Consider the following 19,019-nt stretch of genomic DNA (forward strand, 5'->3'; position numbering starts at 1 on the left):
ACATCAATTCGTACATTTTGTTAAGTGAAAAGGGCAGCCTTAATGACTAAAGCCACCCTAGTCTGAATTTAAGAGAGTTTTTTAAACTAATTGAATCAAAATATATTTACATACGGCTCTTCTGGCTATCGCCGGCTCCGGTTCCTTTGTATTTGCTCTTGGTTGCATTGAACTTGTATCGTACTGTCATACCAAAGCTACGGCGAGATTCCGGCTCATATATCATAATGCGGTTACCGCTGTACAACAGTAAGTCCGAAGATGAAGTATTGAAAATGTCGTTAGCTTGCAGTTGCACGGCCAGTTTACCATCCAAGAATCCTTTATATAATGAAAGGTTTACCGAACTTCCCGGCTTGATTGTACGGTAGGTGATGTCTTCACCTCGTGTTGAAGTCTCCAGATCTATACTGAACTGGAAATCTTTGCGAAAGCTGAATGTATTGTTCCATTGGAAATATCCGATAGGATTATTAAGATTTTTTGGACCGTCCGGTGTGTCCATCACAAGCCATTGCTGGCTGTACATGGCTGTGAACTGCGGTGACCATATACCTATCGTAGGCGATGCAGATAAAGTGGCATTCAGCTTGTCCATTTTAGGGACATTGGTATGAGTGAACAGAGAGATGGAAGGATCTTCATCCGAATATGACTGGCTTATCTGTGTCTGCATATCCTTGATATGGCTGTAATTCATACTGAAATAGAGCCATTTCCATGAAGTGTTGAACGACAACGTATTTAGTATGGAAGAACGCAGAAACGGATTTCCACTCTCGTATGTATATTTGTTGGCGTATATTATAGAACTTGACAGATTGTTGTAGCTTGGCCGTTCTATATTGCCTGAATAACTCAGCATCATCTGGACTTTACCAATAGGATATGATACGGATATTGAAGGAAATACATTGTCGTATGTACGGCTTTGCTCATCCATTCTTTTGCCGAACTCATAGTAGTCGGAACCCAGATGCTCGTATCTCACACCAGCCTGAGCTTGCAACTGGCCGAAACTGCGTGCGTACATGGCAAATGCAGATATGGCATTTTCCCTGATTCTATTCTCGTTGTCAGGGATAATATTCTCATCGTTTGCGTATCTGTCTATACGGTTGCTGTAGGTGTATTCACTACCGATGGAGAAACTACCACCCCATAATGGATGATCCATTATCAGTTTGGCGGCGTAAAGTTCATTACTACTATTCCCTAATGTATGGATAATGCGATTGTCTTCAGTATTGTCCGGTTTCTTGACATTTTCTTCTGAAACAGTTGGATTATTGTTATCTATCCACATTCCATCCACATTAAAATCCACTTTCCAGTCATTGAAACTTCCATTATAGTAGGCATTCACAGTATGACTGTTGTTTGTGGTTAATGAATGTAGTTTACTTTTGCTTTCTTCTTCAAGTAGATTATCCACATGAATGGAAGAGTTCATATACGCTCGCATCTCAATTTTAGGACTTCTGCTAAAATCATACCTTACCCCCATCACATGATTTTCATTGAACTGGTAATTCAAGGAAAGCATGGCAGAAAGGTACTGGCTATGAGTCGGATTTTTCATATCTGAATTTTGTGTCCAGACTTTATCCAGGTATGTTTTCTGTGTAATAATCTTGTTGTTTTCGAACTTGTAGTCGCTTCCTAATAGCATTCCTCCGAGGTCGAATCCTCCCTTGCGGTAATTAAAGTTGAACTGGTCGAGCAAAGCAAGGTCATATTGGTATCCCAAATATGTACGGTTGTTGAAACCGAATCCTTCTCCCTGTGGCTTTTTGGTTATTATACGCACTACAGCCTTCACTGAAGCATCATATCTGGCACCAGGATTGCGGAGGACCTCTACGCTTTTAATATTTTCGGACGACAGTTGGTCAAGCTCAGAGCTGTTTCTCATTTTTCTTCCGTTGATATAGATTTCAGCCTTTCCGCTTCCGAATACGTTAACCGAGCCATTATTTGCCGATAAGCCAGGTATCTTGTCGAGCAGGTCATTTCCCGTTCCTGCTTTTTCAAGCACACTTCCTGTCACAGTCGTCACCATAGCATTGCCTTTTACACGTGTTTTAGGCAAGTCTGCCTTTACCACTACTTCTCCTAATTGTTGTGCGTCCGATTCAAGCTGCACGATACCGATATTCGCCGGAGATACAGGCTTAAATACGGTCTTATATCCTATAGATGATATTCTCACTATCTGGTTTTCCGATGTTGCCTCCAGAGTGAAAGATCCGTCCTCTCCGCTGATGGTTCCGCTCACAAACGCAGAATCCGGTAACGACAGCAGTACAACATTAGCAAAAGGCAGTGGTTTTTCCTTCTCGTCAATCAATTTTCCGCTTACGGTCTGTGCGGATAAAATTACCGGCAAGAAGACCATTAAAGATGTTAATAAAAAAGTTTTAATCGCTTTCATTATAAAGATACTTTTTAGGTTATTATTGCTCATGATTTATATCTCCGAATGCAAAGTTATACCATATAACAATACACCATTTAAAAAGTATCTCTACATTTAGTCATTAACAAAATACGGCATAATACACTGATTATATGCGTATTATGCCATATTATACAATTGTGTTAATCTCTACATTTTCTATTTTCAGAACTCTGCCACCCATCTGTCGAGTGTCATATCCTCAGGAAGACCCCCTTCCAGTGAATCACTCAAATGCTTCTTCAGACGGAACTTCTTCTGGGATACCGAAGAGACACTCACACCGAATATATCTGACATCTGAGTGTTGCTGAAACGGAGCTTGATCAGAATGCAAAGATGAAGTTCCTGCCTCGTAAATGTCGGACAGATACTCTGCATACGGCTCACGAAATTACCGTACGCACTTTCGCACATTTGCTCCAGAGTCTCCCATTCCATATCATCAAGAACACGGCTTTTCTCTCTAAGTTCCTTCACAAGGCTGTCATTATCCACAACATAGTCGGCAAGCATACGCTCACGCTGCTTAAGGTTAAGGTTCTCTTCTGATATACTACGGAACTTCTCAGTATCACGACGGGCCTTGTCAAGCTTAGAAGTATATTCGGCAATGTGATTTTGCAGAGTGGCTATATTTTCAGACAGCCTGCTATTCTCTGACTGAAGACTGTCTATCTGTTCACGGTATGAATCTATATCTTCAGCATTAACTTCCTGACGGGATATCTGCTCCTGCAGCTCGTCCATGTAGCGGTTGTTCTGCATGAGACGTGTCTCGTATTCGTGAAGTTGAAGCATGAAGTCCTGCAGCTGTTCCGACTGTTTGCGGATAGTGATTTCCTTACGGACAAGGCGTTTCTGGTAAAAATATGCTACAACAGCTATAACCACAATCAGGCATATCGTGATAATGAACAGCATACGCTGCGCATCTGCCTTCTCCAGCTTCAGACGCTGCTGTTCGGTAATGAGTTTCTGATGGTCGTACTTCTCTTTATAGGCGATGATTTCCTTGCCTTTGTCTAAGGACATGACAGAGTCTGTATAGAAAAGAAGTGAATCGCAATAGGTTTTCAGATATTTACGGTATTCAGGGGTATCACCCAATTGATACAGAGCTTTATATATAGATTTTTTGGTATAAACATTATCCGTATTTAAGTCCTTATTCAAATATAAATATGCAGAATCATACTGATTTAGCATTAAATAATTTGTACCAATCAGCAATGATGGCTGATACATCTTAGGTAATGCTTTTAGAATTTCCAATGACTTTTCAAACTTCCAACTGTTCGTATAAACCAAAGCAATTTCTTTTTGTATTGAATAATAATATTCATCGTTTTCAAATCCGAGTTCAACGGCTTTTGCAGCAGTTTTCTGATAGGTTTCTATTGCTTTTGGAAATTCATTTGATATGCAATAACATCTGGACAACAATCCTAAAGATGTCATCTGATAGCGACTGTTAGAATCTTTCACAGCATAATCGTATGCCTTCATACAAGCTTCAAGTGCATAATCAGCAAAATCACGGAATAAATAGAGATTTGTTAAAGAAGACATTATCAGATATCCAGTCTTATAATCATCCGTTTTCTCCACCTCTGTTTTGCCTTCCAGATAATACTGCATCGCTTCTTCTATATACCCAAGATCATAATTTATATCTCCCATATAAAGAGCAGACATAGCCTTTCTGCGGGCATTGTTTGTTGGCTTGTAATAATCGTATGCTATCCTCACAAGGGAATCAGAGGAGATTTTCATCAGCTGTTTTACCTTTGCCTGTGTATTCAGCAGACACCACAACGCATGGTTCTCCTTATCCCAGCGTGCTGAAGGCATCGGCATGGCCTTCAGGATATGAAGCGCACTGTCCGGATGATCAAACATCACAGATTCAGCATGAACCAGTTCCGGAAGCGGTGTTTTCTCCTTGCCGTTTCCGCTGCATTGAATATTCAAAAGGGCTGTACAAGCAATCAGAATGTACAGTATATAGTGGGTTATCTTTTTCATTTCACAAAAATTTCCTGCAAAAATAAAAATATTCCGGCACTATACACATCAATTCGTACATTTTGTTAAGTGAAAAGGGCAGCCTTAATGACTAAAGCCACCCTAGTCTGAATTTAAGAGAGTTTTTTAAACTAATTGAATCAAAATATATTTACATACGGCTCTTCTGGCTGTCTCCGGCTCCTGTTCCCTTGTACTTGCTTCTGGTTGTATTAAACTTATAGCGGACAGTCAGGCTGACACTGCGTGCATTGGGGTCGTTATACATCTTGATAGTACGCACCTCTCCGGAATATAAAGTCCCGTATTGTTTTTGAGTATTAAAGATATCATTGGCTTGAAGCAGAAAACTCATTCTGCCATTCATGATAGATTTATGCAAGCTTCCGTTTACCGACCAGCTCTGTTCGTCCAATCTGGTATTCTGCATATCGCCTGTACTCATCCATCTGACACCCATGTTTAAAAGGAATCCCATAGGCAATTCAAGACTGTTGTCCCAGTTAAGCATAAACAATGGCTTGTTCAGATTAATGTTACCTTCAGGGCTTTCCACCTCCAGCCATTGTTTGTTTAAGCTGGCTGTCCAGGAAGGCGACCATTTACCTATGGTAGGAGCGGCAGTTACAGCGACAAACAGCATGTCATAAGCGGGTGAATTGTTCTGGCTTATCAATGCGATGGTAGGATCTTCGCTTGAGTATGGATAACTTGTATTAAAGATATCATCTTTAACATGCTGGTATCCTGCACGCCCAGACAACCATCTGTAGGATACACCTAAGTTTAGTGAGTTTGTCATGACTGGTCTCAACAACGGGTTTCCGCCTTCATAAGTATAACGATTGATATATACCACCTGGCTGCTCAGTTGTGAGTAACGCGGACGCTGTATCTCCGATCTGTACTGCAACATAACCTGTGTTTTTCCAAGTGGAAAGAAAAGCGATGCCGAAGGAAACACATTGTGGTAAACCTTACTCTGATCTTTCTGATGTTCATCATTTACATAATAATCAAAATCATCGTACTCGTATCGGATGCCCAGCTGAGCGTTTACTTTGCCAAATGCCTTGCTGTATTCTGCATAGGCAGAAGCGTTGTTCTCATTAATTTCATCTTTACTGTCGGATATGATACCTTCGGGATTACGATAGTCCATGTTTCTGTTCATATATCCATATTCTGCACCAACAGAGAAATTACCTCCCCATAAAGGGCGTGACAATACAACCTTGGCAGCATAAAATTCATATTCAGTGTCACTGTATGTAGTTACATTGCGGACAGAGTTGGTTCCGTCCATGGCATTTATCTGCTCATTTGCCAGATTGTCCGCATCAGTTGTCTGCCAGATGGCATTACCATCCACATCAATTTGCCAGTTACCGGCATTGCCGTTATAATACAAATCAAGAGTATGTTTGGTATAATCATTAGAGCCGACGGAAGAGTTGTCAGAAGATTCATAATCCGTTCCATTACTGAATACATCGGTATATACATCCATATAATTTTTGTAATACGGTTGCCTTGAGATACGATAATATGCGCCCAACGAATGATTGTTATTAAACACATAATTCATACCCAACCTACCGGTAAATGTCCTGCTCCGGCTTTCCACATCTGTAAGACTTTCCTGTTTCCAGTGTTTATCCAGATAAGTATCCTGAACGGCCTGATGAGTCTTCCAGTAGTAGCTGTCAGAATAAAACAAAAGGCCAAACAAATCAAAGTTATTCTTTCGGTAATTAAAGTTGAACTGGTCCAGCCATCCCGCTTTCTTGTTGTAATCTCCCATTAAACGATTGTCAAAGCCAAAACCCTCACCTGCCGGTTTTTGTGTATTAATACGTATAACAGCCTTCACAGATGCATCGTAACGAGCACCTGGGTTCATCACGACCTCCACATTCCGAATACTGGTACTGGATAACTGGTCAAGTTCTGAAAGGTCACGTACCTTGCGTCCGTTTATATAATACTCCGGTGTTCCTCGCCCTAATACTTGCAAACCGTTGCCTACATCTGCCACACCAGGCAATTTGCGCAATACATCATTGGCTGTACCGGCATAAGACAGTTTGCTATTCTTTACTTCAGTGACCATGGCATCACCCTTAACGCGTGTTTTAGGCAAATCACCCTTTACCACCACTTCACCAAGTATCTGTGCATCAGATACGAGCTGCACGATACCGATATTTGCCGAAGATATCGGCTTACACACGGTCTTATATCCAATAGAAGATATTTTCACTATCTGGTTTTCCGATGTTGCCTCCAGTGTGAAAGTTCCGTCCTCACCGCTGATGGTTCCGCTCACAAACGCAGAATCCGGCAAAGACAGCAGTACAACATTAGCAAAAGGCAGTGGTTTGTTCTTCTCGTCAACCAGTTTTCCGCTTACGGTCTGTGCGGATAGAATTACCGGCAAGAAGACCATTAAAGATGTAAATAAAAAAGTTTTAATCGCTTTCATTATAAAGATACTTTTTAGGTTATTATTGCTCATGGTTTATATCTCCGAATGCAAAATTAGAACATATAACAATACAACATTTAAAAAGTATCTCTACATTTAGCTATTAACAAAATACGACATAACACGCTGATTATATGCGCATTATACCGTATTATACGATTATATCAATCTCTACATTTTCATTTTTCAGAACTCTACCACCCACCTATCTAGCGTCATATCCTCATTAAGACCGCCTTCCAACGATTCACTCAAATGCTTCTTCAGACGGAACTTCTTCTGGGATACCGAGGAGACACTGACACCGAATATCTCCGACATCTGAGTGTTGCTGAAACGGAGCTTGATCAGAATACAAAAATGAAGCTCCTGCTTTGTAAGTGTCGGACAGATACTCTGCATACGGCTCACGAAATTACCGTACGTACTTTCGCACATTTGCTCCAGAGTCCCCCATTCCATATCATCAAGAACACGGCATTTCTCTCTAAGTTCCTTCACAAGGCTGTCATTATCTACAACATATTCGGCAAGCATACGCTCACGCTGCTTCAGGTTAAGATTCTCTTCTGATATGCTACGGAACTTCTCAGTATCACGGCGGGCCTTGTCAAGTTTAGAGGTATATTCGGCAATGTGATTTTGCAGAGTGGCTATATTTTCAGACAGCCTGCCATTCTCTGACTGAAGACTGTCTATCTGTTCACGGTATGATTCTATATCTTCAGCATTACTTCGACGAACTTTTATCTGCCGAAAACAGACTGAACCACTACTCTTTAGACTATACGGCAAAACTCTCATACTATCTGTCGGGAACAAGTTCCTTAAAGTTCTTTGCATATAATACGTTTGACGAGTTCAGATTTCCACTTTACACAGAAGAAGCCATACCGATAGTGAAATGGAACAACCAGATATATAAGGCTACGTATAGCGGAATGTGGGGGAAATTAGGTAATACAACCTCCGCATACTACTCGTCGCATATAAGCCGTGCCAATGCAGATGTGCTTGGTTTTGGCCCGGGTGATGACAGCTTTGGAGATGACATGGACTCTGACGACGGATGGGAAGACAGTCGGAATAAAGAGCTGAATAATGAATACTCCAATAAACAGGCGGAAAAGGATACAGAAAACAATGAGATAAGTAGCGGCATAAAGACCATCAATTTCAATACGGAATTTACTTATAGCCCTGAAAACATTTACTCAACACGCTGGGGATTCAAATACTCACACGAGGTGTACGAGATGACTGCCTTCGGAGATAATATCAGGAAACAGAATGAGACAATAAACCAGTATTCGCTGTACTACGACAATAACGTCCGCATAACAGACAAGGTTTCTACGCGTGTAGGAGTACATTTCGTAGCATACAATCCTGTAAATTTCCGAAATTATTACAGCATTCAACCTCGATTCGCATTGAATTTCACACCAGGGAAAAACAATCTGATATATCTGAATTTTTCCAAGATGGAACAGTTCTACCATTATATCAGTTTCAATGGTTTCGCTCTGCCTACAGACTTCAGAATGAGAGCGACAAGGATTTGGGATTCAGGCAAACACGAGGAGAATTCAATTACAGAATTGACATAGGATACACATTCAAGAAAGATTTCGGAGACAAATTGCTGCTTCTCAGATGTGGTCTGTATAACCTGCTTGGCAATCCGCCTGAAGAAGATATAGTGGATTTCTATTCTGTACATTTATCAGAGAATTGTCTTCCATACGGTAGCATAAGCTTTAAGTTCTGATTTTATCAATTACATCTGCCATTACATAACTCTTTAAAACATATAATAACAAAAAATCCTGATCTCAACCGACCAGGATTTTTTGTTTCATATCTGAACCTATAAGATTAATATCCAAGTTCTTTTTCAAGAGCTTCGTATTCAGCTCTGTTAAGTTTCCAATAGATTCTCAACATGTACTGTCCCCACAAAGCTTTGTTGTCTGGAGCTATCTCTTTAGCTTTTTCGTAGTATGGCAATGCTTTTGAATAAAGTTCTTTAATCTTAGCTTCACCTTCTGCATATTTAGGATCGTCCATTGCAAGCTGAGAGTTAGCTTCTTCTATATCCTGACCAGGGAAGAAGTAGCAGTCACCCATTTTGGAATATGCTTCTGCCACGAAACCGTCGTTCTTGTCAACAATCTGCTGCAATGTAGCTATTGCACCTTCATAGTCTTTGTTTTCATACTGAAGTACACCTTTTACATACAAGAAATATGCAGAAGGATTATTAGCAATGATACCGTCAATTTCAGCCAAAGCTTCTGTTACTTGACCTTTCTGAATATAGTTGTCCATCAGGTTACCTACGAAATATTCCTGATTTGGGAATCTTTCTACACCTTCCTTGATTGCAGCAAGCCATTTAATTGAGTCTTTAGCCTCATCTGACTTATAAACTTCAGCAAGACACATCAAAGCTCTGTAACCTTCTTCCTTGTGGTTCTTTCCCATTTCCGCATACTTGATAACTGCTTCATTGTTTTTCAATGAATTGGCAGCCAGTGTAGCATAGTTTGCAATAAGAGGAACAAGTGTATCGTTCTTAACCTCATCCATATCTGAGAATATAGGTGCAGTAACAGCATCGCAATAAAGTCCGAAGAACTGCAAAGCAGCATCATACTTACCTGAATTGTATGCATCAGATCCTGCATTTGTCAAGTTAGGACGTACAGAAACCAATGTCTTAGCCAATTTCTTTCTGAGTTTTGGTTTCTTAAGCTCGCCGCTTGCAACCTTAGCCTGTTCTACTTCATCACATTTCATGTAATATTCGAACATTTTAGCCAAACTGTTATACAACTTAGTAGTGTCTGCCTGTCCACCTGGAAGATAGAGTTTCATATTCTCATCGTCGTAGATTGCTTTCTGGAAATCCCCGGCAAGCTTCCATGTTTCAGGATCATTGGCTGTTGTAGGATCGCTCAATGCAGGTTCAATAATCTGAGCAGCCTTTACAGGATCACTCTTAGAAGATTTCGCTTCTTTTACAACACTAGTCTGTGCTGATACTGCGCATGTAGTAAACAGCACAGCTGCAGTTAGTAATACTTTTTTCATAATGTTTTAAATTTTAGTAAGTCAATTGTTTTAATTATTCTCTTCTTGGGGTTCATTAGTATTGTTTTCAGTCTCATTCTCCTGAGAAACTTCTTCCTGAGTGGCAGCTGCCTCTTCTTCTGCCTGTGAAGTTACCTTACATACAGAACCGATACTGTCATTTCGTTTCTCAAGATCGATAAGTTTAACACCCTGAGTAGCACGTCCCATAATACGGAAATCAGCCACTTTGACACGGATTGTTATACCGGACTTGTTTATAATCATCAGGTCATTTTCGTCTGTCACAGATTTGATTGCAACAAGTGAGCCTGTCTTCTCGGTAATGTTCAATGTCTTGACACCTTTACCGCCACGGTTTGTCTTGCGGTAGTCCTCGATGTCAGAACGTTTACCATAACCGTTTTCAGAAACCACCATTATAGTTTCCTTTTCAGGATCCTTAATGCAAATCATTCCTATAACTTCATCCTGTCCGTCTTCGTCAATAGTAATACCACGTACACCGGTAGCAGTACGTCCCATTTCGCGTACGGCACTTTCGTGGAAACGTATGGCACGTCCGTTACGGTTTGCTATAACAATTTCATTGTTACCGTTAGTCATACGAACTTCTATCACTCTGTCGTCTTCGCGGATAGTAATAGCGTTCACACCATTCTGACGTGGACGTGAATACTGTTCAAGGAGTGTTTTCTTGATAACACCCTGTTTAGTGCAGAATAATACGTAATGGCTGTTGATGAATTCCTTGTCATTAAGATTCTTCACACGCAAGTATGCAGTTACAGCATCATCACTTTCGATGTTAAGCAGGTTCTGTATTGCACGTCCCTTTGAAGTCTTGTTTCCTTCAGGAATTTCATACACCTTCAGCCAGTAGCACTTACCTTTCTGAGTGAAGAACAGCATAGTGTTGTGCATTGTAGCCGGATAGATATGTTCAATGAAGTCCTCATCGCGGGTTTCACTGCCTTTTGAACCTACACCGCCTCTGTTCTGTGCGTGGAAGTCAGCCAGCGGAGTACGCTTGATATATCCCAGATGAGAGATAGTGATAACCATCTGATCGTCTGCATAGAAGTCTTCAGGATTGAATTCTTCCGAAGCATAAACTATTTCAGAGCGACGCTTGTCGCCATATTTTTCCTTAACTTCTATCAGTTCGTCCTTGATAACCTTCATACAGAGTTCATCGTTTGAAAGGATTTCCTGATAGTAAGCTATCTGCTTCATAATCTCTTCGTATTCGGCATGAAGCTGTTCCTGCAACAGACCTGTCAGCTGGCGGAGACGCATCTCTACGATAGCACGTGCCTGGATTTCACTGAGTTCAAAGCGGTTCATCAGGTTAGTGATGGCTTCGTTAGGAGTCTTGGCTGCACGTATTATTTTTATAACTTCATCAATATTGTCCGAAGCGATGATAAGACCTTCAAGAATGTGTGCACGTTCCTGTGCCTTACGCAAATCGTACTGAGTACGGCGTATAACTACTTCGTGTCTGTGTTCGACAAACAGTCTTATCAGGTCTTTAAGATTGAGCAGACGAGGACGTCCCTTGACAAGAGCGATATTGTTCACTCCGAAAGAAGTCTGCAATGCAGTCATCTTGAACAGTTTGTTCAGAACTACACTTGCATTGGCATCACGCTTCACGTCTATCACGATACGCATACCTTCGCGGTCGGATTCGTCGTTCACGTATGAGATACCTTCAATCTTCTTCTCGTTTACTAGGGAAGCGATATGCTCGATAAGTTCTTTCTTGTTTACGTTATAAGGGATTTCGTTTACGATTATCTTGTCATGATTAGTGTGAGTCTCGATTTCAGTCTTGGCGCGCATCACTACACGTCCGCGACCTGTTTCGTATGCATCTCTTACTCCACTTACACCATATATATATCCGCCTGTAGGGAAATCAGGAGCCTTGATATATTGCATCAGGCCATCAACATCTATTTCATTATTGTCGATATATGCCACACATCCGTCAATAACCTCAGCCAGATTGTGTGTCGGCATATTGGTTGCCATACCTACGGCAATACCGGAAGCACCGTTCACCAGCAGGTTCGGAATACGTGTAGGCATAACGGTAGGTTCCTGGAGAGTATCATCGAAGTTGTTTTGGAAATCAACAGTCTCCTTGTACAAGTCCTGCATCATTTCCTCACCTATCTTCTTAAGTCTTGCTTCAGTATAACGCATGGCAGCCGGACTGTCACCGTCGACAGAGCCAAAGTTACCCTGTCCGTCAACCAAAGGATAACGCATAGCCCAATCCTGCGCCATACGTACCAATGCCCCATAAACAGACGAGTCACCATGCGGGTGGTATTTACCAAGCACCTCACCAACTATTCTGGCTGATTTCTTATAAGGTTTGTCCGAAGTATTTCCCAGCTCCATCATTCCGTACAGTATACGGCGATGTACTGGTTTGAATCCATCTCTCACATCCGGGAGGGCGCGTGCCACGATTACAGACATTGAGTAATCGATGTACGACGACTTCATTTCCTCTTCGATGTTAATTTTTATAATTCTGTCTTGTTCTTGCATTTAAACAAATATTAATTATACATCTCTTTCGGTTCACGAAAAACCATGCTAAAGTACTACTTTTAGACGATATACGAAACTTTTTACGTGAAAATGTGTACAAGATTAAACTTTTTTACTCAAATGAGGATAAAACAAGACAATATTTCAGGACATAAATAATGGCACAGAATTTGTTGGTTGCATTATAAAATGATATATTTGCCAAATATTGTACGGCAAGACACTGAAACTTTACATTTTTTATTTATCACACAAGAGAGCAAGCACGGAGAGATGAATAAAATATCATATACGAAAGAAGCTACAAACGTCATTATTTACAGCAAGGAAGAGGCAGCCAGAACGGATGCCCCATTCATTATGCCCGAACATATCCTTTTAGGAATCATAAGGGACGATGACTGTCATGCAAATACAATAATAAAAAGTCTTTATGCTGATTTAAAGAAAATCAGGACAGAGCTGGAAGAAGCCATCAGGAACAATCTGAATGAAACGGAACCTGAAAAAGTGGAATTAAAGGATTTATACTTTGACGATAAATCCACAAGGGTATTAAGATTATGTCTGCTGGAATCAAAGCTACAAAATAAAGACGAAATAGGATCAGAACACATTTTATTGGGAATCATGAAAGAAGAAAAAAACAACGCAGCACAAATATTGATGCAAAACAATATCACTTACGAAAAAATAACAGGCAGAATTTCCGGAAATTCATCCTCTACCCCATCTTCAGGACTGAGTTTTGACGAGAATGAAGAGGAAGATGACGGAATAGAACGTCGTGACTGGAACAAAAGTTCAGGTAATTTCGGTAATTTTTCAAGGGGGAACAGCGATAATATCTCCCAGACACAAAAGGAAAAGACAGACAACGGCGACAACAAACTTCCTTTCCTTAACAAATTCGGTATAGATCTGACTCAGGCTGCTGCCAGCGGAAAGCTTGACAAGGTCGTGGGACGCGAAAAAGAGATAGAACGCGTGACTCAAATACTGTGTCGCAGAAAGAAAAACAACCCTGTCCTGATAGGTGAGCCGGGCGTAGGAAAATCTGCAATAGTAGAAGGACTGGCAGCCAGAATTGCCGAAAAGAAAGTTCCAAGAATACTGTTTGACAAGATTATAATAATGCTTGACCTGACTTCAGTAGTGGCAGGAACAAAATACCGCGGCGAATTTGAAGAAAGAATCATCAAAATCATCAATGAAGCGAAAAGCAATAAGAATGTCATTCTTTTCATTGACGAGATACATACCATAATAGGCGCAGGATCGGCAGCCGGTTCGATGGATGCGGCAAACATACTGAAACCATCGTTGGCAAGAGGCGAACTGCAGTGTATCGGAGCTACAACACTGGACGAATACAGAAAATCAATCGAAAAAGACGGCGCTCTGGAAAGAAGGTTCCAGAAAGTAAATGTAGAGCCTACCACTAAGGAAGAAACTCTGCAAATCCTTATGAACATAAAGGAGCAGTACGAGGATTACCATAATGTGAGATACACCGACGAGGCGATAAAGACATGCGTGGAACTGACTGACAGATATATCACAGACAGATTCTTTCCGGACAAGGCTATCGACGCAATAGACGAAGCCGGCTCCAGAATTCATCTGATGAATGTTTCTGTTCCTAAAGAAATTGATGAACAGGAAAGACTGATAAAGGAGACCAACGAACATAAGAATGAGGCCATCAAGCTTCAGAATTATGAACTGGCGGCAGGGCTCAGAGACAAGGAAAAGATGCTCCAGAACCAATTGGAGATAATAAAAAAGGAAGTATACGAGAAATCCAGACAGAACCGTGAGACTGTAAACAAAGAGAACATCGAAGAAATAGTATCATTGATGTCCGGAGTCCCATTGAAAAAAGTAGGCAGCACGGAAGCCAACAAGCTGAAACACATGCAGGAGGCCCTCACTTCAAAAGTTATCGGACAGAACGATGCTGTAGAGAAACTCGTTAAGGCTATCAAACGCAGCCGTGTGGGACTGAAAGACCCTAACAAGCCTATTGGTACATTCCTGTTTACAGGTCCTACCGGAGTAGGTAAAACCCATCTGGCAAAAATTTTAGGCGAAGAGCTTTTCGGTTCTAAAGACTCGCTCATCCGTATCGACATGAGCGAATATATGGAGAAATATGCAGTATCAAGAATGGTTGGAGCACCTCCGGGATATATCGGATATGATGAAGGTGGACAACTTACAGAAAAAGTAAGACGCAAGCCGTACTCAATTGTACTACTGGATGAAATAGAAAAGGCCCATCACGACGTGTTCAACTTCCTTCTACAGATAATGGACGAGGGAAGACTGACCGACAGCACAGGCAGAACAGTAGATTTCAAGAATACCGTAATAATCATGACATCGAACGTGGGAAGCCGACAGCTGAAAGAATTCGGCAAAGGAATAGGCTTCAATGCCATCTCACGTAAAGATGACGAGGAGCACTCTAACGATATAATCAGGAAAGCGCTCGAAAAGACTTTTGCCCCAGAGTTTATCAACCGTCTGGACGACATTATTCCGTTCAAACAGCTTAACCATGAGAATTTGGTAAAAATAACCGAAATAGAGCTCAACGGACTGTTCGGCAGAATCAGCAATCTTGGTTACAATATTTCGATAACAGAAAGAGCCAAAAGCCTGATAGCCAGAAAAGGTGAAGACACTCAGTATGGCGCCCGCCCTATCAAAAGAGCTATCCAGAACAATATAGAAGACAAACTGGCTGAATATCTGGTAGAAACGGAATTAAGCGAAGGATGCCGCATATCTGTAGATACCGATGAGGAAGAAAAAGAAATAGTAATAAAAACCGGCGAATAAACTTTGCTGACAAACAAAAAAAAGAACTCTCTGTCATTCAAAACAAGCGGAATGACAGAGAGTTTTCCATTATGCCTCAAACAACAAAAATTATCTTACGGCAATACATTCGATTTCTACCAAAGCGCCTTTTGGCAAAGCCTTGACAGCCACTGCAGAACGAGCCGGATATGCTCCTTCAAAATATTTTGCATAAACTTCGTTCATTTCTGCAAACATTGACATATCTGCCAGGAAAACAGTTGTCTTAACCACATTCGCAGTAGTAAGACCAGCCTCTGCCAACACATTCTTGATATTTTCGAACACCTGTGTAGTCTGCTCAACAATACCTCCCTCTACGAATTCACCTGTAGCAGGATTAACAGGAATCTGACCTGACATGAAAACCATACCGTTAGCTTCTATAGCCTGGCTATATGGACCTATAGCAGCAGGCGCTTTCTCTGTAAAAATAACCTTCTTCATAAATGTTTTTGATATTAATAATATTTTTCGCACGCTAAATTAACACAAAATCCTGATTTTACCATTGTATAAACGCAAAAAACAGACAAAAACTTTGCAAACAAAATAAAAATATGTACTTTTGTACTCAGGTAGCACAGCATCATGGGAATGCTTTAACACGCTACAATTCTTCAAATATAAATCAAACAATCTTTTAGTAAGTTACATTTACACAAGTATTATAGTCTTTGGATGTATGCACTCTTGAAGTGTATATTGAGCAAAAACACTATAAGCTTTATTTTGGATATAATATTACTATAATATAACATTTTATACACACACTTTTATGTATAATATCATACAATTAAATGAAAAAGACCTGTCTGAATTGCAAGAAATAGCCAAAGAGTTGGGTCTGAAAAAAACTAATGCACTAAAAAAAGAGGAACTTGTCTATAAGATCCTTGACGAACAAGCCATTAAAAGTGCATCTCAGAAAGCAAATACAGACAAAACAGGTGACGCAAAAACAAAGAAAAGGACAAGAATAAGCGTCAAAAAAGACGGCGACAAAGTTTATACGGCAACAAAAGACAAAGCTTTGAAACTTGAAGCCAACAGCCCTTCGGTACAAACAAGAAATATTTCAAAAGAAAATACTGAAGAGAAAAAAGAAATCACCACAGAAACAGGAGCAACACCGGTAATTGCAACTGAAGAAAAGCCTAAAGCAAAAAGAGGCAGAAAACCTGGAACAAAAAACAAGGTAAAGCCAAACAACGGCGAAATTTCAAACAATACGGAAACAGAGGATAATACAGAAACACTCTTAAATAGTGAAAACACAAAAGCCAATATAGAAGAAAAGAAAGAAATTCCTGTTCCAATATTTATGGACGACGACATGGAGCTTCCTCCTCTGGATTTAAAGGGTGGAGATGACTTCATTCCAATAGAAGATCTTCCTTCTGAGAAATTTGAAATCCCTTCTGAATTGCTAGGAAAATTCGAAGCCACAAAAGTGGAACCGCCTGTTATGCCACAGAACGACAATAAGTTCCAGCAGAAACAGAAAAAGAACAATAAGAAACAGCAGCAGAACAAGGCTCAAAACAACAAACAGCAGCAAAATAAACAGCAAACTGAACCTGCGACACAACAGAATTCACTGCCTGCCGTACAACAGATAAAATTACCTGCTCCTGAATCTCAACAGAATATAGAAGAGACAACTCAACAGATACAGGAGCCGGAACCTCAACAACCAGCCAAACCAGTTGAAAAAGTTTACGATTTCGAAGACATAATCTCAGGTTCAGGCGTTCTTGAAATCATGCCTGACGGATATGGATTCCTTCGTTCATCAGACTATAATTATCTTTCTTCACCGGACGACATCTACGTATCTCAGTCGCAAATAAAGACATATAGCCTTAAGACAGGAGACGTAGTGGAAGGCACAATCCGTCCTGCAAAAGAAGGTGAAAAATATTTCCCACTTGTAAAAGTAAACAAGATAAACGGTGCCGACCCTGCACTGGTTCGCGACCGTATACCATTCGACCATCTGACACCATTGTTCCCAGATGAAAAATTCAAACTCTGCAAGGGATATGATGACAATTTGTCAGCACGTGTAGTCGACATGTTCTCTCCTATCGGTAAGGGACAGCGTGCACTTATCGTGGCACAGCCTAAGACCGGTAAGACTATCCTTATGAAGGATATAGCAAACGCTATTGCGGAAAATCACCCTGAAGTATACATGATAATGCTTCTCATCGACGAACGTCCGGAAGAAGTTACAGACATGGCACGCAGCGTAAAAGCAGAAGTGATTGCCTCTACTTTCGACGAACCGGCAGAACGCCACGTAAAGATTGCGGGCATAGTACTTGAAAAAGCCAAACGTATGGTGGAAAGCGGACACGATGTAGTAATATTCCTCGACTCTATCACCCGTCTTGCACGTGCCTACAACACTGTATCGCCTGCATCCGGTAAGGTATTGTCGGGTGGTGTCGATGCAAACGCACTCCATAAGCCGAAACGTTTCTTCGGTGCAGCACGTAATATCGAAGGAGGCGGTTCGCTCACTATCATTGCAACAGCCCTCATCGACACAGGTTCCAAGATGGACGAAGTTATCTTCGAAGAATTCAAGGGTACAGGTAACATGGAATTGCAGCTTGACAGAAACTTGAGCAACAAGCGCATATTCCCTGCAGTAAACATTGTAGCATCAAGTACACGCCGCGACGACCTGCTACTTGACAAGACTACTCTTGACAGAATGTGGATTCTGCGCAAATATCTGTCAGACATGAACCCTGTAGAAGCAATGGATTTCGTAAAAGACAGACTTGAAAAGACTAAAGACAACGACGAGTTCCTGCTGAGCATGAATTCATAATTACCTAAACACAAGAATAAAAAAACAGCCATACCGCAACACTTCAAATCGAAATGCGGTATGGCTGTTTTCTTTTTATAAATCCCTTATTATCAGAAAGGCAGATCGTCCTTATCGTCAGTAGCCGAGAAGTCAGCAGGAGGCACAGGAGCCGATGATACCGGAGGGAAAGAATAATCAGCCGGCTGAGGCTGCATACCCATATTCTGAGAAGGTCTTTCCACTTTCCATGCTCTGATACTGTTAAACCATCTGCCCTGCCATTCGCGGGCATCTATATCGAACGAAACTGTAAGTTCTTCACCTGCCTGTATGTTGAACTGCTGGATTTTATCTTCACCAAACACGTCAAAACACATCTTACGAGGATACTGCTCGTTAGTTTCCAAAACATACTCCTGAACCTTCCAGTTGTTTCCAGATTTCGACACACCACCACGAGGCTCAAGAACAGCAATAATTCTTCCTGTTATTTCCATAATAATTTTCCATTTGATTTTAGGTCACGAAATTAATCTTTTCCTAAGAAGTGAACTAATTTTTCACAATATTTTTTATCTGCAGAAGGGTATTTTTATCAACCAATTGCTTTAGCCGAACAATCTTTTTTTGTAACTTTGGCATTTGATTATTCGACTCGTATAAGAGTATATACATGGTAAACG

Annotated in this window: 12 protein-coding genes; 4 read left to right on the plus strand and 8 right to left on the minus strand. The window is 40.8% G+C overall.

From position 1 onward, the window contains the following. Nucleotides 1-106 precede the first annotated feature (106 nt). The 4 genes from I6E24_RS10805 to I6E24_RS10820 all read right to left on the minus strand — a co-directional run bounded on the left by I6E24_RS10805 (nucleotide 107) and on the right by I6E24_RS10820 (nucleotide 7,817). The gene (locus I6E24_RS10805; RefSeq protein WP_235328548.1) at nucleotides 107-2,434 is read right to left on the minus strand and encodes a TonB-dependent receptor domain-containing protein; all 2,328 of its coding nucleotides are present in this window, start codon (nucleotides 2,432-2,434) and stop codon (nucleotides 107-109) included. 189 nt (nucleotides 2,435-2,623) lie between these two features. Further along, entirely contained in the window at nucleotides 2,624-4,486 is a 1,863-nt protein-coding gene (locus I6E24_RS10810; RefSeq protein ID WP_235328549.1) for a tetratricopeptide repeat protein, read from the minus strand. Nucleotides 4,487-4,637: 151 nt separating this feature from the next. After that, nucleotides 4,638-6,971, minus strand: coding sequence for an outer membrane beta-barrel family protein (locus tag I6E24_RS10815; RefSeq protein ID WP_235328550.1), 2,334 nt, complete (start codon nucleotides 6,969-6,971; stop codon nucleotides 4,638-4,640). Between the two features lie 189 nt (nucleotides 6,972-7,160). Continuing rightward, nucleotides 7,161-7,817 (minus strand): hypothetical protein, encoded by a 657-nt coding sequence (locus tag I6E24_RS10820; RefSeq protein WP_235328551.1) that lies wholly within the window; start codon nucleotides 7,815-7,817, stop codon nucleotides 7,161-7,163. Nucleotides 7,818-7,873: 56 nt separating this feature from the next. Between I6E24_RS10820 and I6E24_RS10825 the strand changes: the two genes are divergently transcribed. Then, nucleotides 7,874-8,584: a TonB-dependent receptor gene (locus I6E24_RS10825; RefSeq protein ID WP_204507885.1), complete on the plus strand. Its 711-nt coding sequence runs from the start codon at nucleotides 7,874-7,876 to the stop codon at nucleotides 8,582-8,584. Further along, nucleotides 8,536-8,745, plus strand: coding sequence for a hypothetical protein (locus I6E24_RS10830; RefSeq protein ID WP_204507886.1), 210 nt, complete (start codon nucleotides 8,536-8,538; stop codon nucleotides 8,743-8,745). Before I6E24_RS10825 ends, I6E24_RS10830 begins: the two co-directional genes overlap by 49 nt. Nucleotides 8,746-8,852: 107 nt before the next feature. Here I6E24_RS10830 and I6E24_RS10835 read toward each other — a convergent pair whose 3' ends face one another. Both I6E24_RS10835 and gyrA read right to left on the minus strand, forming a co-directional pair. Continuing rightward, entirely contained in the window at nucleotides 8,853-10,070 is a 1,218-nt protein-coding gene (locus I6E24_RS10835; protein WP_235328552.1) for a tetratricopeptide repeat protein, read from the minus strand. A gap of 30 nt (nucleotides 10,071-10,100) precedes the next feature. Next, nucleotides 10,101-12,638 (minus strand): DNA gyrase subunit A, encoded by a 2,538-nt coding sequence (gene gyrA, locus I6E24_RS10840; protein ID WP_235328554.1) that lies wholly within the window; start codon nucleotides 12,636-12,638, stop codon nucleotides 10,101-10,103. Nucleotides 12,639-12,914: 276 nt separating this feature from the next. On the opposite strand from gyrA, the gene I6E24_RS10845 reads away from it, so the two are divergent. Further along, nucleotides 12,915-15,488 (plus strand): ATP-dependent Clp protease ATP-binding subunit, encoded by a 2,574-nt coding sequence (locus I6E24_RS10845; protein ID WP_235328556.1) that lies wholly within the window; start codon nucleotides 12,915-12,917, stop codon nucleotides 15,486-15,488. Nucleotides 15,489-15,578: 90 nt separating this feature from the next. On the opposite strand, the gene I6E24_RS10850 is transcribed toward I6E24_RS10845, so the two are convergent. Further along, nucleotides 15,579-15,956, minus strand: a complete 378-nt coding sequence (locus tag I6E24_RS10850; RefSeq protein ID WP_235328557.1) for a RidA family protein — start codon at nucleotides 15,954-15,956, stop codon at nucleotides 15,579-15,581. 331 nt (nucleotides 15,957-16,287) lie between these two features. Between I6E24_RS10850 and rho the strand changes: the two genes are divergently transcribed. Further along, nucleotides 16,288-18,354 (plus strand): transcription termination factor Rho, encoded by a 2,067-nt coding sequence (rho, locus tag I6E24_RS10855; protein WP_235328558.1) that lies wholly within the window; start codon nucleotides 16,288-16,290, stop codon nucleotides 18,352-18,354. Nucleotides 18,355-18,446: 92 nt separating this feature from the next. Here the strand turns inward: rho and I6E24_RS10860 are convergent, their stop codons facing one another. Continuing rightward, a complete protein-coding gene (locus I6E24_RS10860) occupies nucleotides 18,447-18,833 on the minus strand; it encodes a DUF3127 domain-containing protein (protein ID WP_235328559.1) in 387 nt (128 codons plus the stop codon). Nucleotides 18,834-19,019 lie beyond the last annotated feature (186 nt).

It is taken from the genome of Bacteroides caecigallinarum, assembly GCF_021530995.1.
GTDB classification, from domain to species: domain Bacteria; phylum Bacteroidota; class Bacteroidia; order Bacteroidales; family Bacteroidaceae; genus Phocaeicola; species Phocaeicola faecigallinarum.